A 24,651-nucleotide genomic window follows, 5' to 3' on the forward strand; every position below is an offset into this window, starting at 1 on the left:
ATAAGTTTAATACTTATGCCTTTTTTTGTGTTTTAAATTCTAATTCCCGGAGGAAGTAATTCTTTGTATTTTGGATTTTTTTTGAAGAAAGCAACAATTTTTGGATGAATTGGAACTACTCTGAGTTTCTTTTCGATGTTGATTTCCATGATATTCTTTAATAAAATGTCGATTGCTTCGGGGTTGTCAAAGTTTTCAGGTGTGTTGATTTTGGTTAAAAAAATCTTCTTTTCCTGAAAAGAATATTCAATAGTAAGCAGTCCTTCCGGGGTCATGCTTTCAAATTGGCGGGCAAAAGCATTGTCTTTAACTTCCATAGTAGTTGCAGTGGATTCCATAATTTGTCATGTTTTTTTAGTAGGTTCAAATGTTAATAGGTTTAAGGGCGTTAACAAGGTTTAAAATCTTAGATAAGAATATTAAACACGAGTGATTTGGAATGCAAAGGTAATCATTTGATTTTCAATATGAAATTATTTTTTTAAACAGTGTTCATAATACACTTTTGAAATTTTATTTGTTTTAATCTGTAATTATGGTGTAAGATTTGCTGTGCATGTAATTTAAAAAAGTAAATTTAACTGAAATTGAAACCCATAATCAAAATTCCTTTTCTAGCAAATGAGTAAAATCCCCGTTTATTTTATGCCCGGTCTGGCAGCTAGTCCGGCCATTTTTGAAAGAATTAAATTAGATGAAACTGTTTTTGAAATTTTTCTGCTCGAATGGGAAATTCCCAAACCAAAAGAATTATTATCAGATTACGCACTTAGAATATCTAAAAATATTAAACATGATAATCCGGTTTTAATTGGAGTTTCTTTTGGCGGAATTCTGGTTCAGGAAATAGCAAAACATATTCAGACCAGAAAAGTGATTATTATCTCGAGTGTAAGAAGTAATGCTGAATTTCCTCGAAGAATGAAAATCGGAAAGACAACTAAAGCTTATAAGTTGATTCCGATGAAACTAATTTTGAATATTGAGAATCTTGCGAAATATTCTTTTGGAGAAAAAGTGAATAAAAGAATAAAATTATACGAAAAGTTTTTAGCAGTTCGTGACCTTAATTACCTGCAATGGGCTGTAGAATCGGTAATTTTATGGGACAGAAATCAAATCGATGATAATGTTGTGCATATTCACGGCGATCAGGATGATGTTTTTCCTATAAAATATATCAACAAATGTATTGTTGTAAAAGGCGGAACTCATATTATGATTCTCAATAAATATAAATGGCTTAATGAGAATTTGCCTTCTATTATTCTAGAATAAATCCAGAAATTTTTTAAAATTCGAAATTCCAAATGTTTTACGGTTCTAGACCTTTGTCAAAGTTTAAAACTTTGACAAAGGTTTTGTATAGGTATAACAAAAAAAATCCCAAATACCAGAAATTGGAATTTGGGATTTTTTTTTAATATTGTAATTTAAAGAAGCTAGATTTTCTTCATTTGTTCTTTCATCATTGTAATTTGATCTTTCAGCATACCTTGTTTGTCTAATTTTTTAGCTTCGTTTAATAAATTAGTCGCTTCAAGCTTTCTTCTGCGTGACATTGCAACTCCTGCAAGGTTTAATTTAGCTACCGCTAAGTCCATATCCATTGATAGTCCAAGTTCGATTGCTTTTTTGAAATGTTTCTCAGCCTGATTGATATTCGTTTGAGACAACATAATTCCGTGAAGGTAATTAAAGTATCCTTGTTGTTTTCTTACCAATGCAGCTTCAGGATTTTTAATATATGCCAGCCAGCTTTTAGCACCTTCAAAGTCTTGTTTTCTTAATTTTAGGAAAGCTAAAAGGATAAATTCATTTTTAAAGTAAAGAAAAATTGGAATTACAGTCAATAAAATAAGGAAGATTCCGTTTCCGATATTACTTTCTGTAAATTGCCAAATGCCCGCAACTACTAGAAGTCCGGCCAAAATAAGTTTAATATTTTTGTGAAACATAATTATTGTAAATTTGTGATTGCAAATATAGTAAAATGAATTAAAAATATTTTTATTAAAGTACTTGCCAGAAAAAAAAGTCTTTGTATATTTGCACTCGGTTTTTGAGCAAGGAAATTCAAAAACAGAAAAAGAGATATTAGACACCATTTTAAAGATACAAAGCAATGAGCAAAAGAACATTTCAACCATCGAAAAGAAAAAGAAGAAATAAGCACGGATTTATGGACAGAATGGCTTCTGCGAATGGAAGAAAAGTTCTGGCGCGTAGAAGAGCTAAAGGAAGACATAAATTAACTGTTTCTAGCGAACCTAGACACAAAAAATAATGTTTTTATAAACATACATAAGGCGATTACTTTTTTAGTATCGCCTTTTTTTATACCTTGTCGGTAAAAATTTTCTCAACATTCTAGTTTATAGCATACTAGAGATGTTTTTTAAAGTACTTATATAACTACACAATACATACAAAATGCCTAAAGACACATCAATAAAATCAGTTTTAATAATAGGTTCAGGACCTATTGTTATTGGACAAGCTTGCGAATTCGATTATGCGGGATCTCAATCTGCACGTTCGATTCGCGAAGAAGGAATTGAGGTTATCTTGATTAACTCGAACCCAGCGACAATTATGACCGACCCATCTATGGCCGATCATATTTATCTGAAACCATTAACTACAAAATCGATTATTGAAATTCTGAAGGAACATCCACAAATTGATGCTGTTTTACCAACTATGGGAGGACAAACAGCTTTGAACTTGTGTTTGGAAGCAGATGAAAAAGGAATCTGGCAGGATTTCGGAGTAAAATTAATTGGAGTTGATGTTAACGCTATTAATATTACTGAAGACAGAGAGCAGTTTAAACAGCTTTTAGAAAAAATTAATGTACCTACTGCGCCTGCAAAAACGGCTACTTCATATTTAGAAGGAAAAGAAATTGCACAGGAATTTGGTTTCCCACTTGTAATTCGTCCTTCATTTACACTTGGAGGAACAGGAGCAGCAGTGGTTTACAAAAAAGAAGATTTTGATGAGCTTTTAACAAGAGGTCTTGAAGCTTCACCAATTCACGAAGTTTTGATTGACAAAGCTTTGATGGGATGGAAAGAATACGAATTAGAACTTTTAAGAGATAAAAATGACAACGTTGTAATTATCTGTTCGATCGAAAATATGGACCCAATGGGAATTCATACCGGAGATTCGATTACAGTTGCACCTGCAATGACATTATCGGATACAACTTTCCAGAAATTACGTGACTACGCTATCTTAATGATGAGAAGTATCGGAAATTTTGCGGGAGGATGTAACGTACAATTCGCGGTTTCTCCAGACGAAAAAGAAGATATCGTAGCGATCGAGATTAATCCTCGTGTATCTCGTTCTTCTGCATTGGCATCAAAAGCGACTGGATATCCAATTGCAAAAATTGCTTCTAAACTGGCTTTAGGTTACAACTTAGATGAGTTGCAAAACCAAATTACAAAATCGACATCGGCTCTTTTTGAACCAACTTTAGATTATGTAATCGTGAAAATCCCACGTTGGAACTTTGATAAATTTGAAGGTGCTGACAGAACTCTTGGACTTCAGATGAAATCTGTAGGAGAGGTTATGGGAATCGGACGTTCTTTCCAGGAAGCTTTACACAAAGCGACTCAATCTTTAGAAATTAAGAGAAACGGAATAGGGGCAGACGGAAAAGGATATAAAAACTACGAACAAATTATCGAGAAACTAACTTTTGCAAGTTGGGATCGTGTTTTTGTAATTTATGATGCAATTGCAATGGGAATTCCGTTGAGCCGCATTCATGAAATCACAAAAATTGATATGTGGTTCTTGAAACAATACGAAGAGCTTTATACTTTAGAGAAAGAAATTTCTAATTATAAGGTTTCAAATTTACCAAAAGAGTTATTACTTGAAGCAAAACAAAAAGGTTTTGCCGACAGACAAATCGCTCATATGATGAATTGTCTGGAAAGTGAAGTGCATACTTTACGTATGGATATGAACATTAATCGTGTGTTTAAACTTGTAGACACTTGTGCGGCAGAGTTTAAAGCAAAAACACCTTATTACTATTCTACTTTTGAGGCTGAAATCGAAAAAGCAAATGGTGAGCGTTATGTAGATAACGAAAGTGTTGTAACGGAGAAAAAGAAAATCATTGTTTTAGGTTCGGGACCAAACAGAATCGGACAAGGAATCGAGTTTGATTACTCTTGTGTTCACGGAGTTTTAGCAGCTAAAGAATGTGGTTACGAAACGATCATGATTAACTGTAATCCTGAAACGGTTTCAACAGATTTTGATACTGCTGATAAATTATACTTCGAACCTGTTTTCTGGGAGCATATTTATGATATCATTCAGCATGAGAAACCAGAAGGTGTAATTGTACAGCTTGGTGGACAAACAGCATTGAAACTGGCTGAAAAATTATCTAAATACGGAGTGAAAATCATCGGAACTAGTTTTGATGCACTTGATTTAGCCGAAGACAGAGGACGTTTTTCAGATTTATTGACAGAATTACATATTCCTTTCCCTAAATTCGGAATTGCTGAAACGGCTGACGAAGCTTCTGCGCTTGCAGATACTTTAGATTTTCCATTATTGATTCGTCCTTCTTATGTATTAGGAGGTCAGGGAATGAAAATTGTAATCAACAAAAAAGAATTAGAAGAGCACGTTATCAACTTATTGAAAACAATTCCTGGAAATAAATTACTTCTGGATCACTATTTAGCCGGAGCAATTGAAGCTGAAGCGGATGCGATTTGTGATGCTGACGGTAATGTTTACATCATCGGAATTATGGAGCATATCGAACCTTGCGGAGTTCACTCTGGAGATAGTAATGCAACATTGCCTCCTTTTAACTTAGGAGAATTCGTAATGCAACAAATAAAAGATCATACTTATAAAATTGCGAGAGCGCTTAAAACAGTTGGTTTAATCAATATTCAGTTTGCAATAAAAGATGATACAGTTTACATTATCGAAGCAAATCCTAGAGCTTCAAGAACGGTTCCGTTTATTGCAAAAGCTTACGGAGAGCCTTATGTAAACTACGCAACAAAAGTAATGTTAGGTCACAGTAAAGTAACCGACTTTGATTTTAATCCGCAATTAAAAGGATATGCAATCAAACAACCGGTTTTCTCTTTCAGTAAATTCCACAACGTAAACAAAGCGTTAGGACCAGAAATGAAATCAACAGGAGAAAGCATCTTGTTTATTGACGACTTAAAAGACGATCAGTTCTACGAATTGTACTCTAGAAGAAAAATGTATTTGAGTAAATAAGCTCAGATTCTGATATAAAAAAAGCTCCAATGAAAATTGGAGCTTTTTTAGTTGTATATATTTCTGAAATTTACTTGTTCTCAGCAAAGTTCATATTGTCTCTCGTATTTTTTTGTACCGAAATAGCACCAAACAATGCTAATAAAAAAGCAAAGGCATAAAAACCCTTCTCGCTTGGTAAAATAGTTGCATTTGCTAATCCGATAATTAATAAAGCAATAGATAAAACGGTTCCGAACCAGCAAATACCATAATAAATATTTGTAACCGGAAGGTTTTCAAGTTTGTCTCTAACGCTTTTTTGCAGTGAAATAACAGCAAAAAGTCCGAACATTAAAACTGTAAAATAATATCCTTTTTCGTTTAAAAGCATTTCGGCTCTGGCAAGTCCAACTATAAATCCAACTGTTCCTGCTGCAAGAGCTACCCACGATGCCGCGATAAAGGCATTTGATGTTTTTTGTATCATGATTAATTAGTTAATAATATTTCTGTTAGCCGCAAATATAGCAAAATTCAATTCATATGAAAAGGAAATCTATTTGGAATTATAAAGAATAATCTTTCTTATTTTGCCAGTGTAAGACTGGGAAATATTTTGCTTATTAATTAATTATAGTAAGTTTCAAAATACTGTAAAATGTTAAATTGTAAGAAAAAGAATATATTTAATAGTTGATATGTAGCTTTTTATGTATATTTGAATTTAACCTAAAACTAAAATATTATGGTAAAAAAGAATCTAATTGTAATGATGATATTCTTTTGTCTTACACCGTTTTTTATTCAATGCTCTAGGGATGATAAAGTTGTTGAAGAAGTAAAAGTAGATTATAATGAAGAGGTTATGATGTTAAGAGGTTTTATCTCAAATACATTATCAATAGATGCAAAAAAAATAATTTATGATTCAGAATGGGAGTCTTTTATAATTGATGGAGATATGTTAATGTCTTTACAAGATGCTAGAGATCGTTTTAATTATTTGAATTCAAAAAGTGCAAGCAAAACTAATCAAAGAAAGGATACATACATAGTGAGTCCAGAAAAAGCGGGATCAATAACAGTATATGTTTCTTCTGAAGTTTCAGTAGATTGGAAAAGCGCAATAAATCAGGTAATAAACAATTGGAATACTTTAAATTCTAGTATTAATATTACTATAGTAAATGTTCCAACAGCAGGAAATATAAAAATTAGTTCATCGAATTTAGGTGACTCAAAGGGACTGGCATATGCTAGTGTACCATCTTATAATGGTAATCCGGGGGTTTCTATATCGATAAATACTTATTATAATTTAACCGCATCTGAAAAAATTAAAACTATGACACATGAATTTGGTCATACTTTAGGATTGCTTCACACAGAAGAATCGCTAGGAGATCTGATACCGTGTACTCCAGTTGCAGATTATTCTTCTGTAATGACTTCAGGACGTAGGGATTGGGCAGGTTTTAGTTATTATGATAATATTGCAATCAGTATATTGTATCCTGTTGCTATAGGAACTGAAAAAATATATAGGTATAAAAAAAATCAATATTTTTTTTATACAACAGATCCATGTGAAATAACTCCAGGAAAAGATAGTTATATTTTTGATGGTGATGCGGGTTATTTATATTCAACTCAAGTTTTAGGAAGCGTACCTTTGTATCGATCGTATAATGCGACTTCAAAAGATCATGTGTTATGTACCTTTCAAACTTCATCAGCAGATATAGTCTTAGGGTATTTGTATCTTACTGAGAAACCTGGAACAGTTCCACTTTTTGGAGTCAGACACTATGATTATGAAGGAGTGCCACCTGGAAAATCTATTATCCATTATTTGTATACAACACATGACCAGGGCGCTATAGGTCAACTAACTTTAGGATATCTTAAAAGTAATTCTTTTACAAAAAAGCGAGATCTCATACTGTTTTAGATAATAAGAAAATATTAGTTTTTAAATCGTTTAAAAGATTTATTAATTAGTTTAAAAAAAAACAGCTCTAATTTAAAGTAGAGCTGTTTGATTTTTAAAGTAAGATGGTATTATTATTTTATCAATTGTTGCAAAGGTTTTAACTGCTCCATATCAATATTTGATTTTTGTAAAACCGACATAATTGTCATAATGTTATTCGGATTCATGTTTTTTCCCAGAACGCGAACAACTGCAAAACCATTTTCTTTTCTGTTGGCAAAAATGACAAACTCTTCGATGTTTTCGTCAGAACCAACATAACTTATTGAAGCGCCGTCTTTACCGGATCCAACTTTCATTAATTGCTGATATTTCGGATCTTTTAAAATTGCATTTACTTTTGTGCGTTCTGTCGCAAATTCAGCTTGGTTTTTATCGTTGGCTTTAAAAGCTAAGATATTCATTTTGTCAAACGATTTCAATGCTTCATTTTGCTCTGCAGTTAGATTTGCCTTGTCTAAATTTAAAATATTAGAAGAAACATCAAGAGCGATAAAATCTTTTTTCTCTGTGTGTTCTACAAAATATTTTTGCAGAGAAGGTTCAGAATTACAACTTACTAAACTAAGTAATGCTAAAAGGACTAAGGTAAAAACGGATGGTTTCATAAGTGTATGATTTATTTTTTTCCTTTAGAAGCCTTTTTTAAATCTGAGCCACCAGGAAGTTGCATTTTGTCTGTTAATACAGAGATTTCGTTTAGATCAAAATTACCTGTTAAAGATAATAGTACCGTTTCGTCGCTTTTTGCACCGTCTACAAACATTAGCAATTCTCTAATTTGCGTATCGCTTGCTCCGGATTTAACCATTATTCTAACATTTTTGCCGCTATCATTTACTCTCATTAACTCTTCTAAACCTGCAGTTTTAATATATTTATCTGCAGAAGCTTTCATATCAGCTTCGATTTTAGGGTTTTTGGTTGTAAACACTTTTAGGTAATCCAGTTTTTTAATCAGATTGATGTATTGCTGCGTTTCTTTATCAGAAGCATCAACTTTTACTTTACTCATTAAATCGAACATTTTTTTGTTTACAATTACAGATGTTACATCGTCCTGACCGTCAAATTTGTCAAAAGCGCCTTGTGCATAGAATGTATGAGTGAAAAAGGCGAAAACTAGTGTTATGATGAAATTTTTCATTTTTGATTGAGTTTAATTACTGTTTAAAAATTCTATTTTTTGATTGTTCATATTCGTTAATGTATTGTACACTTTCAATACCTACATTAACATTGTTTGATAATAATGCCAAAGCTTTTTGCGTTGCTTTTAAAGCTTCTTCGGGATTATCATAGGTTCCTAATTCTGATTGCGCTACAGTCTGATCTGCATTTTTTTCGCTCATAAAGAAATAAGTCCCAATTCCTAGTAAGACAACAACTGAAGCTGCAATTGACAACCACGCTACGTTTCGTTTTTTAGTTTGTAGTGGAATCTCCTGCGTTGATTTTTGTTGTTTTACCTGAGAGAAATAACCAAACATTGGTTTGTATTGCTCTAAATGCTGCGCAACATTTGGAGAAGAAAAGTATTCTTTAAGTTCTTTTTCTTCAGCAATAGTAGTTTCTCCCTGAAAGTATTTTTCTAATATATTTTCTATTTTATCTAATTCCATAACTGTGTGTATTAACCATTGATTCTCGTATTTTTTTTCTCGCTCTCGAAAGTGCTACTCTTATAGCCGTTTCATTCATGTTGACAATTTTTGCAATTTCCTCAAATTCATATTGTTCAACATCGCGAAGCTGAATTAATATTTGGAGCTGTTCCGGCAGCTGATTTATAATTTTTTCTACCCATTCTAAACTGTTTGAATCTTCCAGTTTTTTATCTAGTTGAGGTTCGCGGTCTGTAAAATTGTTGTGTACTATTTTAAGATTTCCAGCCCGTTTAGATTTTAACTGATCCAGACAATAATTTTTGGTCATCGTCATGGCAACTGCTTCAATATTATTATAGGTATCTAAGTTGTCTTTTTTATTCCATAATTTTACCATTACTTCCTGAGTAGCATCTTCTGCTTCTTCGGTACTTGTGAGCAATCGTTTTGCCAGACGAAAAACTTTGTCTTTAAAAGGATTAATCAATTCTATAAACACATTCTGATTCATAAAATTTGGTGGTTATTCGTTAGCTTATATAGTCAAGACGAGGTACTATTATTTTTGTTACAACAGCTTTTGATTTTTTTTTCTGAAAAAACGCAATAAACTTAATAGAGTTAAAACTAAAGGTAGTATTTTTACGTTAATATTACAGAAATACCACTATATGAAAACAATTTTAAAGAATTTATTGCTAATTTTTGTGCTTGCATTTGCTTTGCAGTCCTGTGAAGACGAGGATGATGTTAGAGCTCCTGCAACTTTACAAGTAAATGATTTTATCTGGAGAGGATTAAATCAGGTTTACTTGTGGCAAGCGGATGTGCCTAATTTGGCCGACGACCGTTTTAGTACAAAAGCAGAATTAAATTCTTACCTGGCTGGATATTCAGATCCTAACGAATTATTTCAGGATTTATTAAATAAACCAATAAGTAAATACCCGGCAAGTGCAATTGATCGTTTTAGCTGGATTGTTGATGATTATACTGTTCTGGAACAAGAATTAAACGGAATTACAAAAAATAATGGGGTAGATTTTAAGCTTACAAGAGTAGCAGAAGGATCTAATGATGTTGTAGGTTTTGTACGTTATATAATTCCGAATTCTGATGCTTCGACAAAAGCAATCAAGAGAGGCGATTTATTTACTAGCGTAAATGGAACAAAACTTACGGTTTCTAATTATAAGGAGTTATTAATTAATCCTGATAGTTATACTTTAGAATTTGCAGATTATAATGGTGCTACATTTACGTTGAATGGTAAATCGGTTTCTTTGACCAAAACAACTTTAGAAGAAAATCCCATTTTGATCAATAAAGTAATTCCTTCCGGAGGACATAAAATTGGTTATTTAATGTATAATGGTTTTTATGCCGATTATGATATTAAGCTAAATCAGGCTTTTGGCGAATTAAAAGCTCAGGGTGCAACAGATCTTGTTTTAGATTTAAGATATAACGGCGGTGGTTCTGTACGTTCTTCAACTCGTTTGGCAAGTATGATTACCGGACAGTTTGATGGCAAAATATTCTCAAAACAACAATACAATCTTAAATTAATGGCGACAATGAATTCAGAAGATTTGGAGTCTTTAAATCAGAGATTTGTAAATAATATTGATGGTACTACTATAAATAGTCTGAACTTAACAACGGTTTATATTTTAACGACAACAAATACTGCATCTGCAAGTGAGTTAATTATTAATGGTTTAAAACCTTATGTAAATGTTGTTCAGATTGGAGATAATACTATTGGTAAAAATGTAGGTTCGTTTACTGTTTATGATTCTCCAACTTTAACAAAATCAAATGTAAATCCAAATCATAAGTACGCTATGCAGCCGTTAGTCTTTAAAATTACTAACGCTAATGATTTTGGAGATTATACGCAAGGATTGGCTCCAACGTATCTTCAATATGAGTATATCAATAATTATGGTGTTTTAGGAGAAACTTCTGAACCATTATTAAATTTGGCTATTTCTAAGATCACAGGATCTACTGCTAAAAGGATCCAAACTGACGATGAGTTTGTTTTGCCTTATTTAAGTGATTCAAAAAAGATCAACGGACTACGAAATGAAATGTATTTAGAAAATGCTCCTAAAGGTTTTCAAAAACTATAAAACAATAAAAAAGGCTTTCAGAAATGAAAGCCTTTTTTGGTCCAAAAATATAATAACTAATTCTAATTGTTCGAATAAAAACCATTTGGTCCTAAACCAACAGTTAAAGTTTTTAATACCGTTCCTGTAGAAGTGTAAACCGTAACAGTTCCGTCTTTAGTAAATGCATTTGCATCTCCTGAATATATTTTTCCGTCAATTACACCAAAGCCGTAAAAAGTAGACCAGCTATTGTCTGTAACAGAAAATAATGCTTTATCTGAAAAAGAGGTAGCATTTAAAGTAATGGCGTAAACACCAGTTCCCTGAGTATAATAGATTTTGTCTCCGTCAATATCCATGTTTAAAGCACCTTTTACAGTAGTAGATTCTATAGAGGTTGAATTATCAGTTGAAGCGTTAATTTTGTAAATTATACTTTTAGTAGCATTTCCGGCTAATACATATACATTTCCGTTATTTGCTTCGATAGAGTTAATTCCATCTTCAAGAGTTAGGGTTTTAGTAACTGTATTTGTTGCAGGATTGATTACAGTAACTTCGTTTCCGCTTCCGTAAGCAGCATTTGTTACATAAAGTTTTCCGTTTGCAGCTACAATTTTTTCAGCTGTTTTGTTTAAAGGAATTGAAGCTACATAAGCATATGTTTTAGCATCATAAATTGTTACCGCCTTAGAGATTGAATTGGTTACATACAATTTGTCATTTAGAACAACACTGTAACGCGGGTTTTCAAGTTTTTCAGTAATTGTACCAAGACTTTTAAAAGTATAACGGTTTACTACTTCTACTTCGTTAGAATTATTTACCACAATAAAAGCTTTTTCATTACTGAAACTCATAGATTGTGCAATATCTCCCAGAATAGTTGGCGCGTTAACTACTTTAAAAATATCATTTTGAAAAGTAGCCAGGTCATTTGAAAGGTAAGATACCGAAGCATTTACATCTTTAAAGTTTCCTTCATTTAAAATAAGTACTCCGTTGTCGTATGCACCCAATGGAACATCATTGTTCTCATCATCATTGCTACAAGAAGCAAATAGAAAAGCAGATGCTATAATTCCTAAATAAAGATTTTTAAATTTCATGTTATTAATAATTAAGGTTTAAATAAATGGTTAAATTTCGTCCGGGCATAAAGCGATTTGGTAATGCTTCGTATTTTTCATTCCAGATGTTGGCTGCTTTAACGCCCAATTTGAAAATATTTTTTTTGCTAAAATTATAGTCTACCCCAATGTTTGAAACATTGTAAGCATCCAGTATATATTTAGGATTATTGTCTGATGTAGTAAAGATTTCTCCCGTATACATAATTTGATAATAAGCCGAAAGTTTCTTGTAATAATAAGATAGCGAACCTGTAAGTTTATGATATGGAACGTAAAAAAGCTGCTTATCGGTTTTGTCATCCAGTGAAACGGTGTAGGCATAAGTTCCACTAAAATCAAACGTATGTTTGTTAAACGATTTTTTCCATCCTAAAAGCGCTTCAGCACCATAAATAGTAACTCTGTCGGTGTTTACAGGAGACCAGTTTCCGGTATTGTTAGGCAACCAGCGAATCATGTCTTTAATCTTCATTCCGTAAGCCGTAACAGTCAATCGGAAATCTTTATATTTAAATTCATTTCCTATCTCGGCCTGAAATGAACTTTCGGGTTTTAAATCAGGGTTTCCGCTTCCTTCCCAATATAAATCATTAAATGTTGGGATTCTGAAGTTTCTGGAAACGTTGAATTTAAGCTTATAGAAATCTGAAAAATTATATCTTGATCCCGCAGAAAAAAGCACCGGACTTTTATAAGCATCAGAAACTTCTTTTCTGGCACTCAATTCATAATTCCATTTCTCGGTAAGCTGGTGTTTCCATAAAAGACTTGCGCCGCCAATTTCGCGAGTGCTTCGACCAATTCCCGAACCAACACCATCATTTTTGGTATAATCTAAAATAGTACTGATTTTCATTTTAGATGATATAGTGTAATCAAGATCGTATTTTCCGATAAAGCTTTTAACTCCGCCCGAAGTAAATCCGTCCCGATTGATATCTTCAAAATAATTGTAATGCTCTGTGATGTAAGCCAACTTTACATTTGATTCGAATTTACTAAAAGAACTACTCCAGGTTAATAAATTACGGGTATTGTAATCCTGATATTTTGTTTTGGTTTCGTTTGGCGAGGTCAAAGAAAAATGACGCTCACCATCATATATTTCGCTGTAAAACTTAAGACTGTTTTTATCGTTTATTTTATATCCAATCGCAGCATCAAGGGTGTTATTATAGTATTGTCCGTTTTTGTTCCAGACTTCCTGACCTACAAATTTAAAATCATTGTCGGAGCTGTTTCTGGTAAAACTGGCATCGACACTCCATTTTTTAGTAGCGGCAGTAATACCATAAATAGCACTTAAAGTATTGAAATCACCATAATAAATCTGAAAATCATTTTTGAATGTATCCGTAAACTTCAAATCATTATTTAAGTGAATGGTTCCACCAATTGCACCGCTTCCATAAACGACACTTCCGCCACCTGCTTTTACATCAATAGAATTGAAACCACGAGTTGAAATAGTATTGAAATCGGCCTGTCCTAAAAGTTGTGAGTTAACATTTATACCGTTCCAGACTACAACAGTTTGTTGCGAAGTTGTTCCTCTGAATGAAGGAGAAGAAGTCATTCCTAATCCGTTTTCTTTAAAATAAATAACGGTATTGTAATTTAACAGAGAAGTTAACGAGGATTGGTTTTTGTTTATGATCGAATCGTTTAATCGTTGTAACGACTGAGTGTTCGAGAAACTTTTCAGATTATTATCGGAAACGACAACTTCTTTTAATTTTGTAATAGAATCGTTTTGTGCTAAAATCAATTGGCACAAGAAAAGGAAACAGAAAGCAAAGCGTATTTTTATAGTCATAATTTCTACACTCTTTTTCCCGAGAGCTCGATATTAGTTATAAAGGCAGGTCTCCTGGCTTGCGTTTTGTTGTTTACCTTCCCATTCGCCGGGGCGAGCAGTGGTTTTGCAGTTTACAACAAACATTCTTTTCAGAACTAAGCTTACAGTTGCGGGTACAGCTCAAGATTTAACTTGATTCCCTTTTAATGTGTTTACTAATAACACAACCTTAATTTTGTGCAAAGATAAAGTTAAAAATATCGAATTTTCAAATTTACAAGGTATTTTAGGTCAAATTATAAATAAAAACTTTGTTAGAGCTCTATTTTTATAACTTGCCCAAAATCGACTTTGTTCTGAAATGCTTCTTTTAACGGTAATGAAGTTTGATGACAGAGAATACTTCTGATAATTCCCGCGTGCGCAACAATCACAATTGGATGCATGATATTTTTTGAAAGTTTTTCAGCTATAAAAGCACCAACTCTGTTATGTAACTCCACAAAAGATTCTCCATTTGAAACCTGAATGTTGACAAAATCTTCCATCCACGGATTTAGTTGTTCCGGCGAAATTTCATCCCATTTTTTTAGTTCCCAATCGCCAAAATTCATTTCCATCAAACGCTCGTCTTCCTGATACGATATACTTTTAATGTTTTCTTTGATATGATTTGCCAAAAGCACGCAACGCTTTAAAGGACTCGAAAAAATCATCGCTTCTGATGGTAACTGCAATACGACTTCGTTGAAAATCTCAGTATAAGGTTCTGCAATAGCAACATCAGATTGTCCGTAGCAAATTCCTTTTTCGCAGATTGTTTCGGTGTGTCGGACTAAATAAATTTCCATATAAAAAGAAGGCTTAAGTAAAAAATAACTTCGCATACTTGTTGCGTTGCTCCCAGACAATCGCCTGTGTAACCATCAATCCATTTCTGAAAATACCTTGCTAAAAAGTATCGGGTTAAAAATACCGGAATTAAAACCAATAGAATTTCGAATTGAAAGCAAAAATAGGAGAGTGCTATTAATGGAAGTAAACCAAAGAAGAAGGATCCTGAAATTTCTTTCCAGGTATGTTTTTTTGCAATGGGTTTGCTTTTGCTGGTTGCATCATCTCTGGAATATTCATGTGTAAAAATAATGCTGATGGCAGCCAGACGACTTACAGAATGCGCACTAATAAAAATTAGGAAAACCAAAAAGTAGTTTTTCTGATTTATATAAGGCAAAATAGATTCTGAAAGTAATTTGAATTTAGCTAAAAATAATAAAACCAGTCCAATTGCGCCATAAGCTCCAATTGCACTGTCTTTCATAATTAGAAGGATTTTTTCTTTGGTCCATCCTCCGCCAAAACCATCACAAACATCTGCAAAGCCATCTTCATGAAAAGCACCTGTTGTTAAAATAGAAGCAATAATAGCAAAAATAACAGCTGTTTCTGTTGAAAGAAATAAAGAGAAAACATAAAAAGCAAAAAATGAAATACTGCCGACAATCCAGCCAATAAAAGGAAAATATCGTGTTGCCTTATTTAAATAATCCGGATCATGAGTGATGTTTTTAGGACATGGTATACGGGTATAAAACATTAAACAGGTAAAAAAAATATGTAGTTCTTTTTTCATGGTGAAGATGAATTGGGTTAATTCTGTCATTTCGACGAAGGAGAAATCGCACGCGGAAATCGACAAAGTTTAAAGACAATCTATGTGATGTTTCTAATGTGATTTGCTTCGCCTGTTCGCTAATGCTCAGGTCTCTTTCGTCGAAAGGACAAAAATGAGAATAAATCGCAACGAAACATAATTATTTTGAAAAATGGAATATTATTTTCTACTAACTCCGGCGCTCTCAAAACTAGCCATTTCATTCAAAAAAGCTTCAGCTGATTTTAGAATAGGGAAAGCAATCGCGCATCCTGTTCCTTCGCCCAGACGCAAATCAAGATTTAAAATTGGTTTTGCATTCAAATATTCAAGTAATTTTTGATGTGCTTGTTCTGCAGAGCAATGACAAAAAACAGCATTTTGTATAATTTGAGGATTCAGTTTAAAAGCAATTAAAAATGCAGTGCTGCAAATAAAACCATCTACGAGAATTAGCATTCGGTTTTCAAAAGCCGTTAGCATTCCGCTGGCCATTTGTAAAATTTCAAAACCTCCAAAATAAGCGAGTTGCTCTTTTAATTCGGCTTGACCGGAATAATTCTTAATTGCTTTTTTAAGCAGACTTTGCTTTTGAAGTAGTTTTTCATCGTTAATTCCGGTTCCTTTTCCAACGCATTCCTGTAGAGGTAAACCAGTTAAAAGACTCATTAATACAGAAGCTGTTGAAGTGTTTCCAATTCCCATTTCACCAAAACCAATACAGTTAGAACCGTTTTTTGCAATTTCTTCCACTATTGATTTTCCTTTTTCAAAACACAAATTAACTTCGGCAGTGCTCATAGCCGGAACATGAAGAAATGATTGTGTTCCTTTGGCAATTTTTGCATCAATCAGTTTTGCGTTTGTCGGGAAATCATAATTAACACCAGAATCTACAATCGATAATTCAATTTTATTCTGATTGCAGAAAACGTTTATTGCCGCACCGCCATCGAGAAAATTAGTAACCATTTGGCGTGTTACATCCTGCGGATAATCACTAACGTCATGATTTGCAATACCGTGATCTGCTGCGAAAACGACAATATTTGGATTGATAATTTTTGGAGTTAACGTGTTAAAAACCGTTGCCATCTGAAAGGCGAGTGTTTCTAAAGTTCCTAAAGCGCCAATTGGCTTGGTTTTAGAATCTATTTTTTCCTTTAAAAGCGCAGTGAAATCTTCTGTTATGTGATTGGAAGATGTGGAATTTATATTGATTTCTGAAATCGAAGTTGTATTCAGATCTTTAATTTCTGTACAAAGCGGAGTTTCAGATTTTTGTTTCCAATGCAGTTGTTGCAGCATTGGCTGATTGTTATAATTTGTTGCCGGTTTACCAATACAGAAATATCCCAGAGGTTCTATGTTTTCAGGCAGATCAAGGATCTTTTTAAACTGATAATAATTCAGGATAGAAACCCAGCCCATTCCGTAACCTTGTTCTGTAAGTGAAAGCCAAATGTTCTGCGCTGCACAAACCGAACTGAATTTTACCGCCTCATTACTGCCAACAGTTCCAATCGTGAATTGATTTAAAACCGAGCGATCATACGCAATTATTAAACCAATTGGAGCTTCCTCAATCGCTTCTAATTTCAGGGATTTGTAAAGTTCCTTCTGTTCAGGATTGTCAGTAAGTTCTTCGGCTTTTTTATTATAATCTAAAAACAGATTTTTAATTGCACTTTTAACTTCATTAGATTTTATAAGATAATATCGTGTCGCATCTGTCAGACCAACAGAAGGTGCCCAATGTCCGGCCTGTAAAGCTTTTTCGATTACTTCATCAGGAACTTCATCGGTTGTAAAATGTCGGGTATCACGGCGTGATTTTAAAATATCGTCTAAATAACTCATGCGATAAAATTACAATTTTTAAATCCCAAATTCCAAACGGCAAAGTTAAATCCCGGAAAATTGAAACTGTAAAATCTTAGCAATTAAAAAGTTTTGAATTTTATTAACCTTTAATTTTTACCGGAATTCCGGAAACCATTAAAACAACTTCATCAGCATTTGAGGCCAAAAATTGGTTCATCCAGCCTTGAAGTTCTGTGAATTTTCTGCCAATATGAGTTTCAGCATGAATGCCCATTCCAATTTCATTGGTTACAATTATTAGAGTGGCATCTTGTTGCGCTATTTTACTAAATTCGGCTTTGGCTTCTTCCAGCGATAATGAAACATCATTTTTGGTGTCAATAAAAAAGTTTGTGAGCCATAAGGTTACACAATCGATTAGTGCAACTTTGTCGGAAAAATCAATTTCACTTAAATGCTTTTCTTTTTCAATATTGGTCCAGCGTTCATCACGTTCTTGCTGATGTCTGTCGATTCTGTTCTGGAAATCGGGATCCCATTTTCTGGCTGTTGCCACATACATTGGTGAGTCGGAAAGTTGCAAGGCTAAATTTTGTGCATAACTGCTTTTTCCAGATCGTTCGCCACCGGTAATTAAGTAAATCATTTTATCAAGTTGTAAGTTATGAGTTATAAGTTATGAATTTTGAAGAAAGTTGAATACAACTTATAACTCATAATTCATAATTTATAACTTTTTAATAAGGACAATGTCGGCAATCGTTTCCACAACAATTACCTCTTTTAAGATGGAACCAGGCTTTAAAAACATAATTTCCATCTTCAATATAATAGTCAATTCCTTCGATTAGTTTTTCGGTTGCAGGTAAAGATTTTGCTTTATTGGTTAGTGCTTTTTTAGGAGTCATTGTTTCAATGTAGGCGTCGATTTTGTCTTCGCAGGCTTCTTTGAAACAAGCCGGACAAAGACAATCTCCTCCTTCAGAAAGATTAAAAATAGGAGGATAGTCATTACACCAGCATTTATTTTCAACTGAACTATCTCCACAGCTGAAAGTAGATTCACAGCTTGAGCAAATTTTTGTTTTTGTGGTATTCATTTATGTAAAGATACAGTTTGTTGAATTTTGTAAGAATAAAAGTAAACAAAAAAATTAGAAAATGCTTTACCTTTGTCCCTATCCAAAACGTTAAATATGAAATTTTATTTACCTAAGTTAGTATTTTTTCTTTCTTTTTTTATCCTTACAGGGTGTAAAAAACAAGAAAATATTGAGGTTGCGAAATCTGATGTAGCAAAAAACAGTGTAGAATTTGCTTCTGGGCTTTCAATTGTGAAATATGAAGGATATTCGGTAGTAACAATTTCAGATCCCTGGCCAAACGCTAACAAAGATTTCAAGTATATTTTAAAAGAAAAAGACGCCAAAGTTCCGGATAGTCTTCAGAGTTATACCACAATCAAAGTACCATTGGAATCTGTTGTGGTAACTTCAACTACAAATATCCCTTATTTAGAAATGCTGGAAGTTGAGGATAAACTGGTTGGATTTCCGCATACCGATTATATTTCTTCTGAAAAAACAAGAGTGCTTATTGATAAAGGTTCAGTTAAAAATGTTGGACAAAACGAAAAACTAAATATTGAACAACTGATAGAATTGTCTCCGGATTTAATTGTGACTTTTGGAGTAGATAATAACAATCCGATGTTGGACAATTTGGAAAAAAGTGGTTTAAATGTTTTAATTCAGGGTGACTGGATGGAACAATCACCACTTGGAAAAGCAGAATGGATCAAGCTTTACGGAGCTTTATTTGGAAAAGAAGAGAAAGCCAAAGAATTGTTTGATAAAATTGAGGAGAGTTATAATCAGGCTAAAAAATTAGTAGCAGATAAACCGGCAACTTCAAAAGTTTTATACGGATCAATGTATGAAGATATTTGGTACGTGGCAAAAGGAAATAGCTGGGTGGCACAATTTATGAAAGATGCGCAGTCTGATTATTTATGGAGTAATCTAAAAGGATCAGGAAGTGAAGGATTGTCTTTTGAGAAGGTTTTAGATAAAGCTAAAGCAGCAAATGTGTGGATTGTTTCGGGGTCTTTTAAATCTTTGGAAGAATTACAAAAAGCGAATCCGCATTACGGGGAGTTTGATGCTTTTAAAAATAAAACAGTTTATACTTTAGAAAGTAAATTAGGAGCAACTGGCGGAACAATTTATTATGAATTATCACCAAGCCGTCCGGATTTGGTTTTAAAGGATTATATCAAAATTTTTCATCCGGATTTGTTACCAAGTTATGAGTTTACTTTTGCATTAAAACTGAATTAAATTGGCAAACAAAAAGCGAAATACTATTTTATTTATTGTTTTGGGTTTAGGGCTTCTTCTAATGTTTTTAGCGAGCATTAGTCTGGGATCTGTTACAATTCCGTTAAAAGATGTTTTTACAAGTTTAACCGGAGGTCAGGCAACAAAATCAACCTGGGAATATATTATCATTAATTATCGTTTGCCAAAAGCAATTACGACTGTGTTAGTTGGAACGGGACTTTCTGTCAGCGGACTTTTAATGCAGACTTTATTTCGAAATCCGCTTGCAGGACCAGATGTTTTAGGATTGAGTTCCGGAGCAAGTTTAGGAGTTGCTTTTGTGATTTTGGGTGCTGCATTTTTGCCAACGTTTTTAAGTGTGATTGCCTTGTCGTCATACGGAATTGTTTTAGCATCTACATTAGGGAGCAGCTTGGTTTTATTATTGGTTTTATTTGTTTCGCAAAGATTGCGTGATACCATGGCAATTTTGATTATCGGATTAATGTTCGGAAGTTTTACAACGGCAATTATTAGCGTTCTTAGTTATTTTAGTACTGCAGAACAACTTCAGAAATTTACTTTCTGGTCTATGGGAAATCTTGGAAATCTTTCGTGGTCAACAATAGTGATTTTGACTTTTTGTGTCTTACTCGGATTGCTTTTGAGCGCCAATAGTATTAAGTCTTTAAACGCTTTGCTTTTGGGTGAGAATTATGCAAAAAGTATGGGATTGAATTTTAAACGAGCACGATTAATAATCATTTTTGCAACAAGTATATTGTCAGGAAGTATTACAGCTTTTGCAGGACCAATCGCTTTTATTGGCATAGCGGTTCCGCATATTGCAAAGCTTACATTTCAAACCAGTGATCATACGGTTTTGTTTTGGAGCACTTTATTTTTCGGCTCTATAATTATGTTGTTTTGTGATATTGTTTCGCAAATGCCGGGATTTGATGTAACGCTTCCAATAAATGCGATAACGTCTATTATTGGTGCTCCGGTGGTAATCTGGCTTTTAGTGCGAAAAAGAAATATTTAAGTAAAAACTTACAAAATATTATTATCTTAGTTTTCTAAACACATAGGAACATAGTTTTTAGAACTTCAAAAAAGGCGTTTCACTTTTGGCAACAAACATAGCTTTGTGAAACTTTAAAACATGTTTTCTATTTTATATTAAACTAATGATTACGCAAAAATATTTAGATGAGTTAAGTTATAATGTAATAGGCTCATGCATTGAAGTTCATAAGGCTATTGGAAAAGGATTACTTGAAAATGTTTATCATGAATGTTTAAAAGAAGAATTGCAACATAGGAAGATTAATTTCTTAACAGAAATGAAAGTACCTTTAATTTATAAAAATAAAGAATTGAATGCAGATTTAAGATGTGATTTATTTGTAGAGAATTGTTTAGTTTTAGAATTAAAGGCATCATTAGAAATAAGCCCAATCCATGAAGCCCAATTAATGACTTACATGAAACTTTTAAAAGCTCCAAAAGGAATTATAATTAATTTTAATTGCTTTAATATTTTTAAAGAAGGTCAGAAAACATTCGTAAATGAATATTATAAATTATTGCCAAAGTTATAAGCACAAAGCTATGTGTTAATTTACAAGTAAATTTTCAATCAACTTTCCGATAAAAAGAAAATCTATGCTTCTATGTGTTTAAAAATTAATTCAAAATGAAAATAATTCTCTCGACTTCACATTTAACTATTGGATACAAATCCAAGAAAGGAGTTACGACTATTGCTGAGAATCTAAATTTGAATCTAGCTTCCGGGAAACTAATTACATTAATTGGCGCAAACGGAATTGGAAAGTCAACTTTACTGCGAACAATTACCGGAATTCAGAAACCATTGTCAGGAAATGTTTATTTGAATGAAAAAAATATTTCGATTTACAAACCTTTAGAATTAGCACAAAATTTGAGTTTGGTTTTAACGGAGAAACTACCGCCAAGTAATCTTTCGGTTTTTGAGTTGGTCGCATTGGGACGTCAGCCGTATACCAATTGGGTGGGGACATTAACTGCGGAAGATATTGTAAAAGTAAATGAAGCTTTATCATTAACTCAAATTAGTCATTTGGCGAACAAAAAACATTTCGAAATCAGTGATGGACAATTGCAAAAGGTTTTAATTGCAAGAGCTTTGGCTCAGGATACGCCACTAATTATTTTGGACGAACCTACAACACATCTTGATCTACTGCATAAAGTTTCACTATTCAAATTATTGAAAAAACTGACTCAGGAAACTCAAAAGTGTATTCTGCTTTCCACACATGATATTGATCTGGCAATTCAATTAAGCGATGAAATGATTATGATGACGCCGGAAAATATTACACAAGATCAACCGTGTAATTTAATCTCAAACGGAAGTTTTAGTAATTTGTTCAAAGACGAACATATTGTTTTTGATGCTGAAAAAGGGAAGTTTATAATTACTTAAGCAATATTATTTTCTCTTTTGTATCTATTTCTCTGTACTGTAAGAGTTATTGTTAATTCATTAATATCTGTGCTAAAATCTGCTAGATTAAATTTCATGATCTGATCTGAATCTTTGATATAGTAGATGAAATAATGACGGATATCTTTTTCATTTCTATATTCAGTAATTATTCTTTCATTTTCAATATTGCTCCACGGAACGAGAATTAAATTTTGATACTGAATTCCTTCAGAATTAATTCTAAATTGAATTTCGTCAATTCTTTTTATTTCTTTAATTAGATAGGGAATTTGAAATAAGAAAATGCCAGATAATACAAGTGATACAGTAGGTTGATTTTGATTTATAAAATATATTGCAGCAACTACAAGTCCAATTAAAAGGAATATTCTAAGAAGAATATTTGTTCTGGTATAATAAATTAAGAATTCTTTCGAATAACTTAAGTTATTTACATCAATTACAGGTCTCATATTAAACCTTCAACCCAATTTGCCTCTTAGCTTCTCCAACAACAAAAGCCACTGAATTAGCAATATTAAAACTACGAATCAAATTTGACATCGGAATCGTTAAATGATTTTCAAATAAAGCTAAAACTTCTTTACTTAAACCAACACTTTCTTTTCCGAAAACAAGCCAGTCTCCATCTTGAAAATCAGTTTCAAGATATGATTTTTCAGCATGAGAACTCATTAAAAAAACACGGGATTTATCTGGAATTTGTTGCATCCATTCTTCTACATTCTGATATTCGGTTACGTCAAGATGTACCCAATAATCCAAACCGGAACGTTTTAGATTTTTATCATTAATTACAAATCCAAAGGGATGAACTAAATGCAGTCGGCTTTCTGTACCCACGCACAATCTTCCGATATTTCCGGTATTATTTGGTATTTCTGGTTCTACAAGAACAACGTTTAGCATCTTTTTTATTTATGAATTATAAGTTATGAATTAGGAGTTCCAATAATTATCAAATTACCACATTCTCTAATTCTCAAATTGATCAACTTCGAGAACATCACCCGCTTTTAGGTTTTGCAAATATACATTACCAATTCGAACGCGAACCAATCTTAAAGTAGGAAAACCTACTGCAGCGGTCATTTTTCGAACCTGGCGAAACTTTCCTTCATTCACGGTAATTGAAGCCCAGGAAGTGGGACCGTGACGTTCGTCTCTGATCTTTTTGGCTCTTGGACCGAAATCCGGAATTTCGGTAACTATAAAAGCAGCGCAGGGTTTTGTTTTGTATTTTCCGCCATCAAGGCCTATTTCTACCCCTTTTTGCAATTGTTCAATTGCTTCAGGAGTTATAATGCCATCAACCTGAACGTAATATTCTTTGTCGACTTTTTTGCTTCTTATTTGTTCGCTTACTTTTCCGTCGGTTGTCAATAAAAGCAGACCTTCAGAATCTTCATCCAATCTTCCAATTGCCATTGTGCCTTCGGGGAAATCATGCAATTCGCCCAAAAGTTTTTTCTTTCTTTTCAATTCATAAATAAATTGACTCAGATAGCCATATGGCTTAAAAAGAATAAAGTGTCGATGCATGATTAATTTTTTGCAAAGATAGTTCTTTAGTAAAACTAAAAGAGAAAGTTTAGGCTTTGATTTTTTTTATCCATAAACAGATAAACCAAATTGCTGTTATAGCAAAAATGATAAGTAGCTCCGGATAATAGTTCCTGAAAAAGTCATGAAAATAGCTTCCCACTAAAATATAAGCGGAAGCCATACATAATTTGATGATGATAAATTCGGCATTCGACCAGCTGGTTTTTATTTTGAAGAAATTCATAATATCATACTATTAAGTTGCTCTTATTAAAGGTACTGAATTTTGAAAAAGTGGCAATTATAAAACAAAGACAATGTAAAGCCATAATTTTTTCGAGATTAGAATTCGTAATATTATGATTAGAATTTAAAATAGTAAAATTATGGAAACGAATAATTTAGGCTCAAAAAAGATAAACGGAGTACAGAAAAATATAGATGAATCGAAAGGGAAAAATGTATCGCATGATGGTGAATCTGAAAATGCAAACCTGAAAAAAGAAGTAGTGACAGATATAGGGGGAAATAAGGAAATAGTTGAAAGAGCACGAAATGAAAATGAAGAAATAAAAAAAGTATCCCACGAGATAAATCCAGATAATCCAAATGCAAATCGCGGAGTTAAAACAGAAGAGGAAGCCAATAGAACGATTGAAAATAAAGATCGAAATTCTGATATTACTCCAAATCGATATCCAAACTCACATCCTGACAATCATGAAGACAGAGGTAATATGAAATTAGACGAAGACGAATAAGTTTATACGATTTTTTTATGGTTTCTGAGGACAATTTAACATCAATAACATTTGCTTGGCATATGGAGTTAATGTTATTATAAACCGAGGGTTTTAAGGTGCTCAAGGTCTAATATCTTCGTAA

General features: G+C 32.9%; 28 protein-coding genes and 1 riboswitch. Of the genes, 10 read left to right on the forward strand and 18 right to left on the reverse strand.

The window, feature by feature from the left end; genetic code table 11:
* Nucleotides 1-32: 32 nt before the first annotated feature.
* On the reverse strand, nucleotides 33-317 hold the full coding sequence (locus tag KHA98_RS16940) for a GNAT family N-acetyltransferase (RefSeq protein WP_213259166.1): 285 nt from the start codon (nucleotides 315-317) through the stop codon (nucleotides 33-35).
* Nucleotides 318-621: 304 nt separating this feature from the next.
* Here KHA98_RS16940 and KHA98_RS16945 point away from each other — a divergent pair, with 304 nt between their 5' ends.
* Nucleotides 622-1,278: an alpha/beta hydrolase family protein gene (locus tag KHA98_RS16945; protein WP_213259079.1), complete on the forward strand. Its 657-nt coding sequence runs from the start codon at nucleotides 622-624 to the stop codon at nucleotides 1,276-1,278.
* A 164-nt stretch (nucleotides 1,279-1,442) separates the two neighbouring features.
* Here KHA98_RS16945 and KHA98_RS16950 read toward each other — a convergent pair whose 3' ends face one another.
* Entirely contained in the window at nucleotides 1,443-1,958 is a 516-nt protein-coding gene (locus KHA98_RS16950) for a DUF2892 domain-containing protein (RefSeq protein WP_213259080.1), read from the reverse strand.
* A 167-nt stretch (nucleotides 1,959-2,125) separates the two neighbouring features.
* Between KHA98_RS16950 and rpmH the strand changes: the two genes are divergently transcribed.
* Together rpmH and carB are read left to right on the forward strand one after the other, a co-directional pair.
* Nucleotides 2,126-2,287: a 50S ribosomal protein L34 gene (gene rpmH / locus KHA98_RS16955; protein ID WP_008464848.1), complete on the forward strand. Its 162-nt coding sequence runs from the start codon at nucleotides 2,126-2,128 to the stop codon at nucleotides 2,285-2,287.
* A gap of 146 nt (nucleotides 2,288-2,433) precedes the next feature.
* Nucleotides 2,434-5,289 carry a carbamoyl-phosphate synthase large subunit gene (carB, locus tag KHA98_RS16960; protein WP_213259081.1) on the forward strand — a complete coding sequence of 952 codons (2,856 nt, stop codon included), beginning with the start codon at nucleotides 2,434-2,436 and terminating at the stop codon, nucleotides 5,287-5,289.
* A gap of 70 nt (nucleotides 5,290-5,359) precedes the next feature.
* Here carB and yiaA read toward each other — a convergent pair whose 3' ends face one another.
* On the reverse strand, nucleotides 5,360-5,758 hold the full coding sequence (yiaA, locus tag KHA98_RS16965; protein ID WP_213259082.1) for an inner membrane protein YiaA: 399 nt from the start codon (nucleotides 5,756-5,758) through the stop codon (nucleotides 5,360-5,362).
* 258 nt (nucleotides 5,759-6,016) lie between these two features.
* Between yiaA and KHA98_RS16970 the strand changes: the two genes are divergently transcribed.
* Complete coding sequence (locus KHA98_RS16970) at nucleotides 6,017-7,222, forward strand: M57 family metalloprotease (protein WP_213259083.1); 1,206 nt, start codon at nucleotides 6,017-6,019, stop codon at nucleotides 7,220-7,222.
* Between the two features lie 113 nt (nucleotides 7,223-7,335).
* Here KHA98_RS16970 and KHA98_RS16975 read toward each other — a convergent pair whose 3' ends face one another.
* From KHA98_RS16975 to KHA98_RS16990, 4 genes are read right to left on the reverse strand one after another with little or no spacing between them, the layout of a single operon-like run.
* Nucleotides 7,336-7,872, reverse strand: a complete 537-nt coding sequence (locus KHA98_RS16975) for a DUF4252 domain-containing protein (RefSeq protein WP_213259084.1) — start codon at nucleotides 7,870-7,872, stop codon at nucleotides 7,336-7,338.
* 11 nt (nucleotides 7,873-7,883) lie between these two features.
* Nucleotides 7,884-8,411 (reverse strand): DUF4252 domain-containing protein, encoded by a 528-nt coding sequence (locus KHA98_RS16980; protein ID WP_213259085.1) that lies wholly within the window; start codon nucleotides 8,409-8,411, stop codon nucleotides 7,884-7,886.
* A 16-nt stretch (nucleotides 8,412-8,427) separates the two neighbouring features.
* The gene (locus tag KHA98_RS16985; RefSeq protein WP_213259086.1) at nucleotides 8,428-8,886 is read right to left on the reverse strand and encodes a hypothetical protein; all 459 of its coding nucleotides are present in this window, start codon (nucleotides 8,884-8,886) and stop codon (nucleotides 8,428-8,430) included.
* Nucleotides 8,873-9,382 carry an RNA polymerase sigma factor gene (locus tag KHA98_RS16990; RefSeq protein WP_213259087.1) on the reverse strand — a complete coding sequence of 170 codons (510 nt, stop codon included), beginning with the start codon at nucleotides 9,380-9,382 and terminating at the stop codon, nucleotides 8,873-8,875. Before KHA98_RS16990 ends, KHA98_RS16985 begins: the two co-directional genes overlap by 14 nt.
* A gap of 160 nt (nucleotides 9,383-9,542) precedes the next feature.
* Here KHA98_RS16990 and KHA98_RS16995 point away from each other — a divergent pair, with 160 nt between their 5' ends.
* Nucleotides 9,543-11,009 carry a S41 family peptidase gene (locus tag KHA98_RS16995; protein ID WP_213259088.1) on the forward strand — a complete coding sequence of 489 codons (1,467 nt, stop codon included), beginning with the start codon at nucleotides 9,543-9,545 and terminating at the stop codon, nucleotides 11,007-11,009.
* 62 nt (nucleotides 11,010-11,071) lie between these two features.
* On the opposite strand, the gene KHA98_RS17000 is transcribed toward KHA98_RS16995, so the two are convergent.
* The 7 genes from KHA98_RS17000 to KHA98_RS17030 all read right to left on the reverse strand — a co-directional run bounded on the left by KHA98_RS17000 (nucleotide 11,072) and on the right by KHA98_RS17030 (nucleotide 18,500).
* A complete protein-coding gene (locus tag KHA98_RS17000; RefSeq protein WP_213259089.1) occupies nucleotides 11,072-12,100 on the reverse strand; it encodes a YncE family protein in 1,029 nt (342 codons plus the stop codon).
* A gap of 4 nt (nucleotides 12,101-12,104) precedes the next feature.
* On the reverse strand, nucleotides 12,105-13,940 hold the full coding sequence (locus KHA98_RS17005; protein ID WP_213259090.1) for a TonB-dependent receptor plug domain-containing protein: 1,836 nt from the start codon (nucleotides 13,938-13,940) through the stop codon (nucleotides 12,105-12,107).
* 27 nt (nucleotides 13,941-13,967) lie between these two features.
* A riboswitch (cobalamin riboswitch) is annotated at nucleotides 13,968-14,169 on the reverse strand.
* 67 nt (nucleotides 14,170-14,236) lie between these two features.
* Nucleotides 14,237-14,773, reverse strand: a complete 537-nt coding sequence (gene cobC / locus KHA98_RS17010; protein ID WP_213259091.1) for an alpha-ribazole phosphatase — start codon at nucleotides 14,771-14,773, stop codon at nucleotides 14,237-14,239.
* Nucleotides 14,758-15,555, reverse strand: a complete 798-nt coding sequence (locus KHA98_RS17015) for an adenosylcobinamide-GDP ribazoletransferase (RefSeq protein WP_213259092.1) — start codon at nucleotides 15,553-15,555, stop codon at nucleotides 14,758-14,760. Before KHA98_RS17015 ends, cobC begins: the two co-directional genes overlap by 16 nt.
* A 201-nt stretch (nucleotides 15,556-15,756) precedes the next feature.
* Entirely contained in the window at nucleotides 15,757-17,436 is a 1,680-nt protein-coding gene (gene cobT / locus KHA98_RS17020) for a nicotinate-nucleotide--dimethylbenzimidazole phosphoribosyltransferase (RefSeq protein WP_213259093.1), read from the reverse strand.
* A gap of 103 nt (nucleotides 17,437-17,539) precedes the next feature.
* Nucleotides 17,540-18,046, reverse strand: a complete 507-nt coding sequence (cobU, locus tag KHA98_RS17025) for a bifunctional adenosylcobinamide kinase/adenosylcobinamide-phosphate guanylyltransferase (protein ID WP_213259094.1) — start codon at nucleotides 18,044-18,046, stop codon at nucleotides 17,540-17,542.
* 91 nt (nucleotides 18,047-18,137) lie between these two features.
* Nucleotides 18,138-18,500: a DUF5522 domain-containing protein gene (locus KHA98_RS17030; protein WP_213259095.1), complete on the reverse strand. Its 363-nt coding sequence runs from the start codon at nucleotides 18,498-18,500 to the stop codon at nucleotides 18,138-18,140.
* A 96-nt stretch (nucleotides 18,501-18,596) separates the two neighbouring features.
* Here KHA98_RS17030 and KHA98_RS17035 point away from each other — a divergent pair, with 96 nt between their 5' ends.
* The 4 genes from KHA98_RS17035 (at nucleotide 18,597) to KHA98_RS17050 (ending at nucleotide 22,197) form a co-directional block, all read left to right on the forward strand.
* Complete coding sequence (locus KHA98_RS17035) at nucleotides 18,597-19,739, forward strand: ABC transporter substrate-binding protein (protein ID WP_213259096.1); 1,143 nt, start codon at nucleotides 18,597-18,599, stop codon at nucleotides 19,737-19,739.
* 1 nt (nucleotide 19,740) lies between these two features.
* Complete coding sequence (locus tag KHA98_RS17040; RefSeq protein WP_379732171.1) at nucleotides 19,741-20,766, forward strand: iron chelate uptake ABC transporter family permease subunit; 1,026 nt, start codon at nucleotides 19,741-19,743, stop codon at nucleotides 20,764-20,766.
* Nucleotides 20,767-20,911: 145 nt separating this feature from the next.
* Nucleotides 20,912-21,325, forward strand: coding sequence for a GxxExxY protein (locus KHA98_RS17045; protein ID WP_213259097.1), 414 nt, complete (start codon nucleotides 20,912-20,914; stop codon nucleotides 21,323-21,325).
* Between the two features lie 95 nt (nucleotides 21,326-21,420).
* On the forward strand, nucleotides 21,421-22,197 hold the full coding sequence (locus tag KHA98_RS17050) for an ABC transporter ATP-binding protein (RefSeq protein WP_213259098.1): 777 nt from the start codon (nucleotides 21,421-21,423) through the stop codon (nucleotides 22,195-22,197).
* On the opposite strand, the gene KHA98_RS17055 is transcribed toward KHA98_RS17050, so the two are convergent.
* From KHA98_RS17055 to KHA98_RS17070, 4 genes are all read right to left on the reverse strand, one after another.
* Nucleotides 22,194-22,673, reverse strand: coding sequence for a hypothetical protein (locus tag KHA98_RS17055; protein WP_213259099.1), 480 nt, complete (start codon nucleotides 22,671-22,673; stop codon nucleotides 22,194-22,196). The genes KHA98_RS17050 and KHA98_RS17055 overlap by 4 nt on opposite strands.
* Before the next feature lies 1 nt (nucleotide 22,674).
* Nucleotides 22,675-23,130, reverse strand: a complete 456-nt coding sequence (locus KHA98_RS17060; RefSeq protein ID WP_213259100.1) for a tRNA (cytidine(34)-2'-O)-methyltransferase — start codon at nucleotides 23,128-23,130, stop codon at nucleotides 22,675-22,677.
* A 66-nt stretch (nucleotides 23,131-23,196) separates the two neighbouring features.
* Complete coding sequence (locus tag KHA98_RS17065) at nucleotides 23,197-23,763, reverse strand: pseudouridine synthase (RefSeq protein ID WP_213259101.1); 567 nt, start codon at nucleotides 23,761-23,763, stop codon at nucleotides 23,197-23,199.
* Nucleotides 23,764-23,812: 49 nt separating this feature from the next.
* Entirely contained in the window at nucleotides 23,813-24,010 is a 198-nt protein-coding gene (locus tag KHA98_RS17070) for a hypothetical protein (RefSeq protein WP_213259102.1), read from the reverse strand.
* A 142-nt stretch (nucleotides 24,011-24,152) separates the two neighbouring features.
* On the opposite strand from KHA98_RS17070, the gene KHA98_RS17075 reads away from it, so the two are divergent.
* Nucleotides 24,153-24,527, forward strand: coding sequence for a hypothetical protein (locus KHA98_RS17075; RefSeq protein WP_213259103.1), 375 nt, complete (start codon nucleotides 24,153-24,155; stop codon nucleotides 24,525-24,527).
* The last annotated feature ends 124 nt before the right edge of the window (nucleotides 24,528-24,651 follow it).

The sequence above is a fragment of the Flavobacterium branchiicola genome (assembly GCF_018383905.1).
In the GTDB taxonomy this organism is placed as follows: Bacteria; Bacteroidota; Bacteroidia; order Flavobacteriales; family Flavobacteriaceae; genus Flavobacterium; species Flavobacterium branchiicola.

Bases quoted from the DNA above. Each gene is read 5' to 3' on its own strand.
- KHA98_RS17050 (WP_213259098.1), top strand. From the start codon at position 21,421: ATGAAAATAATTCTCTCGACTTCACATTTAACTATTGGATACAAATCC.
- carB (WP_213259081.1), top strand. From the start codon at position 2,434: ATGCCTAAAGACACATCAATAAAATCAGTTTTAATAATAGGTTCAGGA.
- cobC (WP_213259091.1), bottom strand. From the start codon at position 14,773: ATGGAAATTTATTTAGTCCGACACACCGAAACAATCTGCGAAAAAGGA.
- rpmH (WP_008464848.1), top strand. From the start codon at position 2,126: ATGAGCAAAAGAACATTTCAACCATCGAAAAGAAAAAGAAGAAATAAG.
- KHA98_RS17075 (WP_213259103.1), top strand. From the start codon at position 24,153: ATGGAAACGAATAATTTAGGCTCAAAAAAGATAAACGGAGTACAGAAA.
- KHA98_RS17065 (WP_213259101.1), bottom strand. From the start codon at position 23,763: ATGCATCGACACTTTATTCTTTTTAAGCCATATGGCTATCTGAGTCAA.
- KHA98_RS16990 (WP_213259087.1), bottom strand. From the start codon at position 9,382: ATGAATCAGAATGTGTTTATAGAATTGATTAATCCTTTTAAAGACAAA.
- KHA98_RS16945 (WP_213259079.1), top strand. From the start codon at position 622: ATGAGTAAAATCCCCGTTTATTTTATGCCCGGTCTGGCAGCTAGTCCG.
- KHA98_RS17035 (WP_213259096.1), top strand. From the start codon at position 18,597: ATGAAATTTTATTTACCTAAGTTAGTATTTTTTCTTTCTTTTTTTATC.
- KHA98_RS17005 (WP_213259090.1), bottom strand. From the start codon at position 13,940: ATGACTATAAAAATACGCTTTGCTTTCTGTTTCCTTTTCTTGTGCCAA.
- cobU (WP_213259094.1), bottom strand. From the start codon at position 18,046: ATGATTTACTTAATTACCGGTGGCGAACGATCTGGAAAAAGCAGTTAT.
- KHA98_RS16970 (WP_213259083.1), top strand. From the start codon at position 6,017: ATGGTAAAAAAGAATCTAATTGTAATGATGATATTCTTTTGTCTTACA.
- KHA98_RS16995 (WP_213259088.1), top strand. From the start codon at position 9,543: ATGAAAACAATTTTAAAGAATTTATTGCTAATTTTTGTGCTTGCATTT.
- KHA98_RS16985 (WP_213259086.1), bottom strand. From the start codon at position 8,886: ATGGAATTAGATAAAATAGAAAATATATTAGAAAAATACTTTCAGGGA.
- KHA98_RS16980 (WP_213259085.1), bottom strand. From the start codon at position 8,411: ATGAAAAATTTCATCATAACACTAGTTTTCGCCTTTTTCACTCATACA.
- KHA98_RS17000 (WP_213259089.1), bottom strand. From the start codon at position 12,100: ATGAAATTTAAAAATCTTTATTTAGGAATTATAGCATCTGCTTTTCTA.
- KHA98_RS16940 (WP_213259166.1), bottom strand. From the start codon at position 317: ATGGAAGTTAAAGACAATGCTTTTGCCCGCCAATTTGAAAGCATGACC.
- KHA98_RS16975 (WP_213259084.1), bottom strand. From the start codon at position 7,872: ATGAAACCATCCGTTTTTACCTTAGTCCTTTTAGCATTACTTAGTTTA.
- KHA98_RS17070 (WP_213259102.1), bottom strand. From the start codon at position 24,010: ATGAATTTCTTCAAAATAAAAACCAGCTGGTCGAATGCCGAATTTATC.
- yiaA (WP_213259082.1), bottom strand. From the start codon at position 5,758: ATGATACAAAAAACATCAAATGCCTTTATCGCGGCATCGTGGGTAGCT.
- KHA98_RS17045 (WP_213259097.1), top strand. From the start codon at position 20,912: ATGATTACGCAAAAATATTTAGATGAGTTAAGTTATAATGTAATAGGC.
- KHA98_RS17030 (WP_213259095.1), bottom strand. From the start codon at position 18,500: ATGAATACCACAAAAACAAAAATTTGCTCAAGCTGTGAATCTACTTTC.
- KHA98_RS17060 (WP_213259100.1), bottom strand. From the start codon at position 23,130: ATGCTAAACGTTGTTCTTGTAGAACCAGAAATACCAAATAATACCGGA.
- cobT (WP_213259093.1), bottom strand. From the start codon at position 17,436: ATGAGTTATTTAGACGATATTTTAAAATCACGCCGTGATACCCGACAT.
- KHA98_RS17015 (WP_213259092.1), bottom strand. From the start codon at position 15,555: ATGAAAAAAGAACTACATATTTTTTTTACCTGTTTAATGTTTTATACC.
- KHA98_RS17055 (WP_213259099.1), bottom strand. From the start codon at position 22,673: ATGAGACCTGTAATTGATGTAAATAACTTAAGTTATTCGAAAGAATTC.
- KHA98_RS16950 (WP_213259080.1), bottom strand. From the start codon at position 1,958: ATGTTTCACAAAAATATTAAACTTATTTTGGCCGGACTTCTAGTAGTT.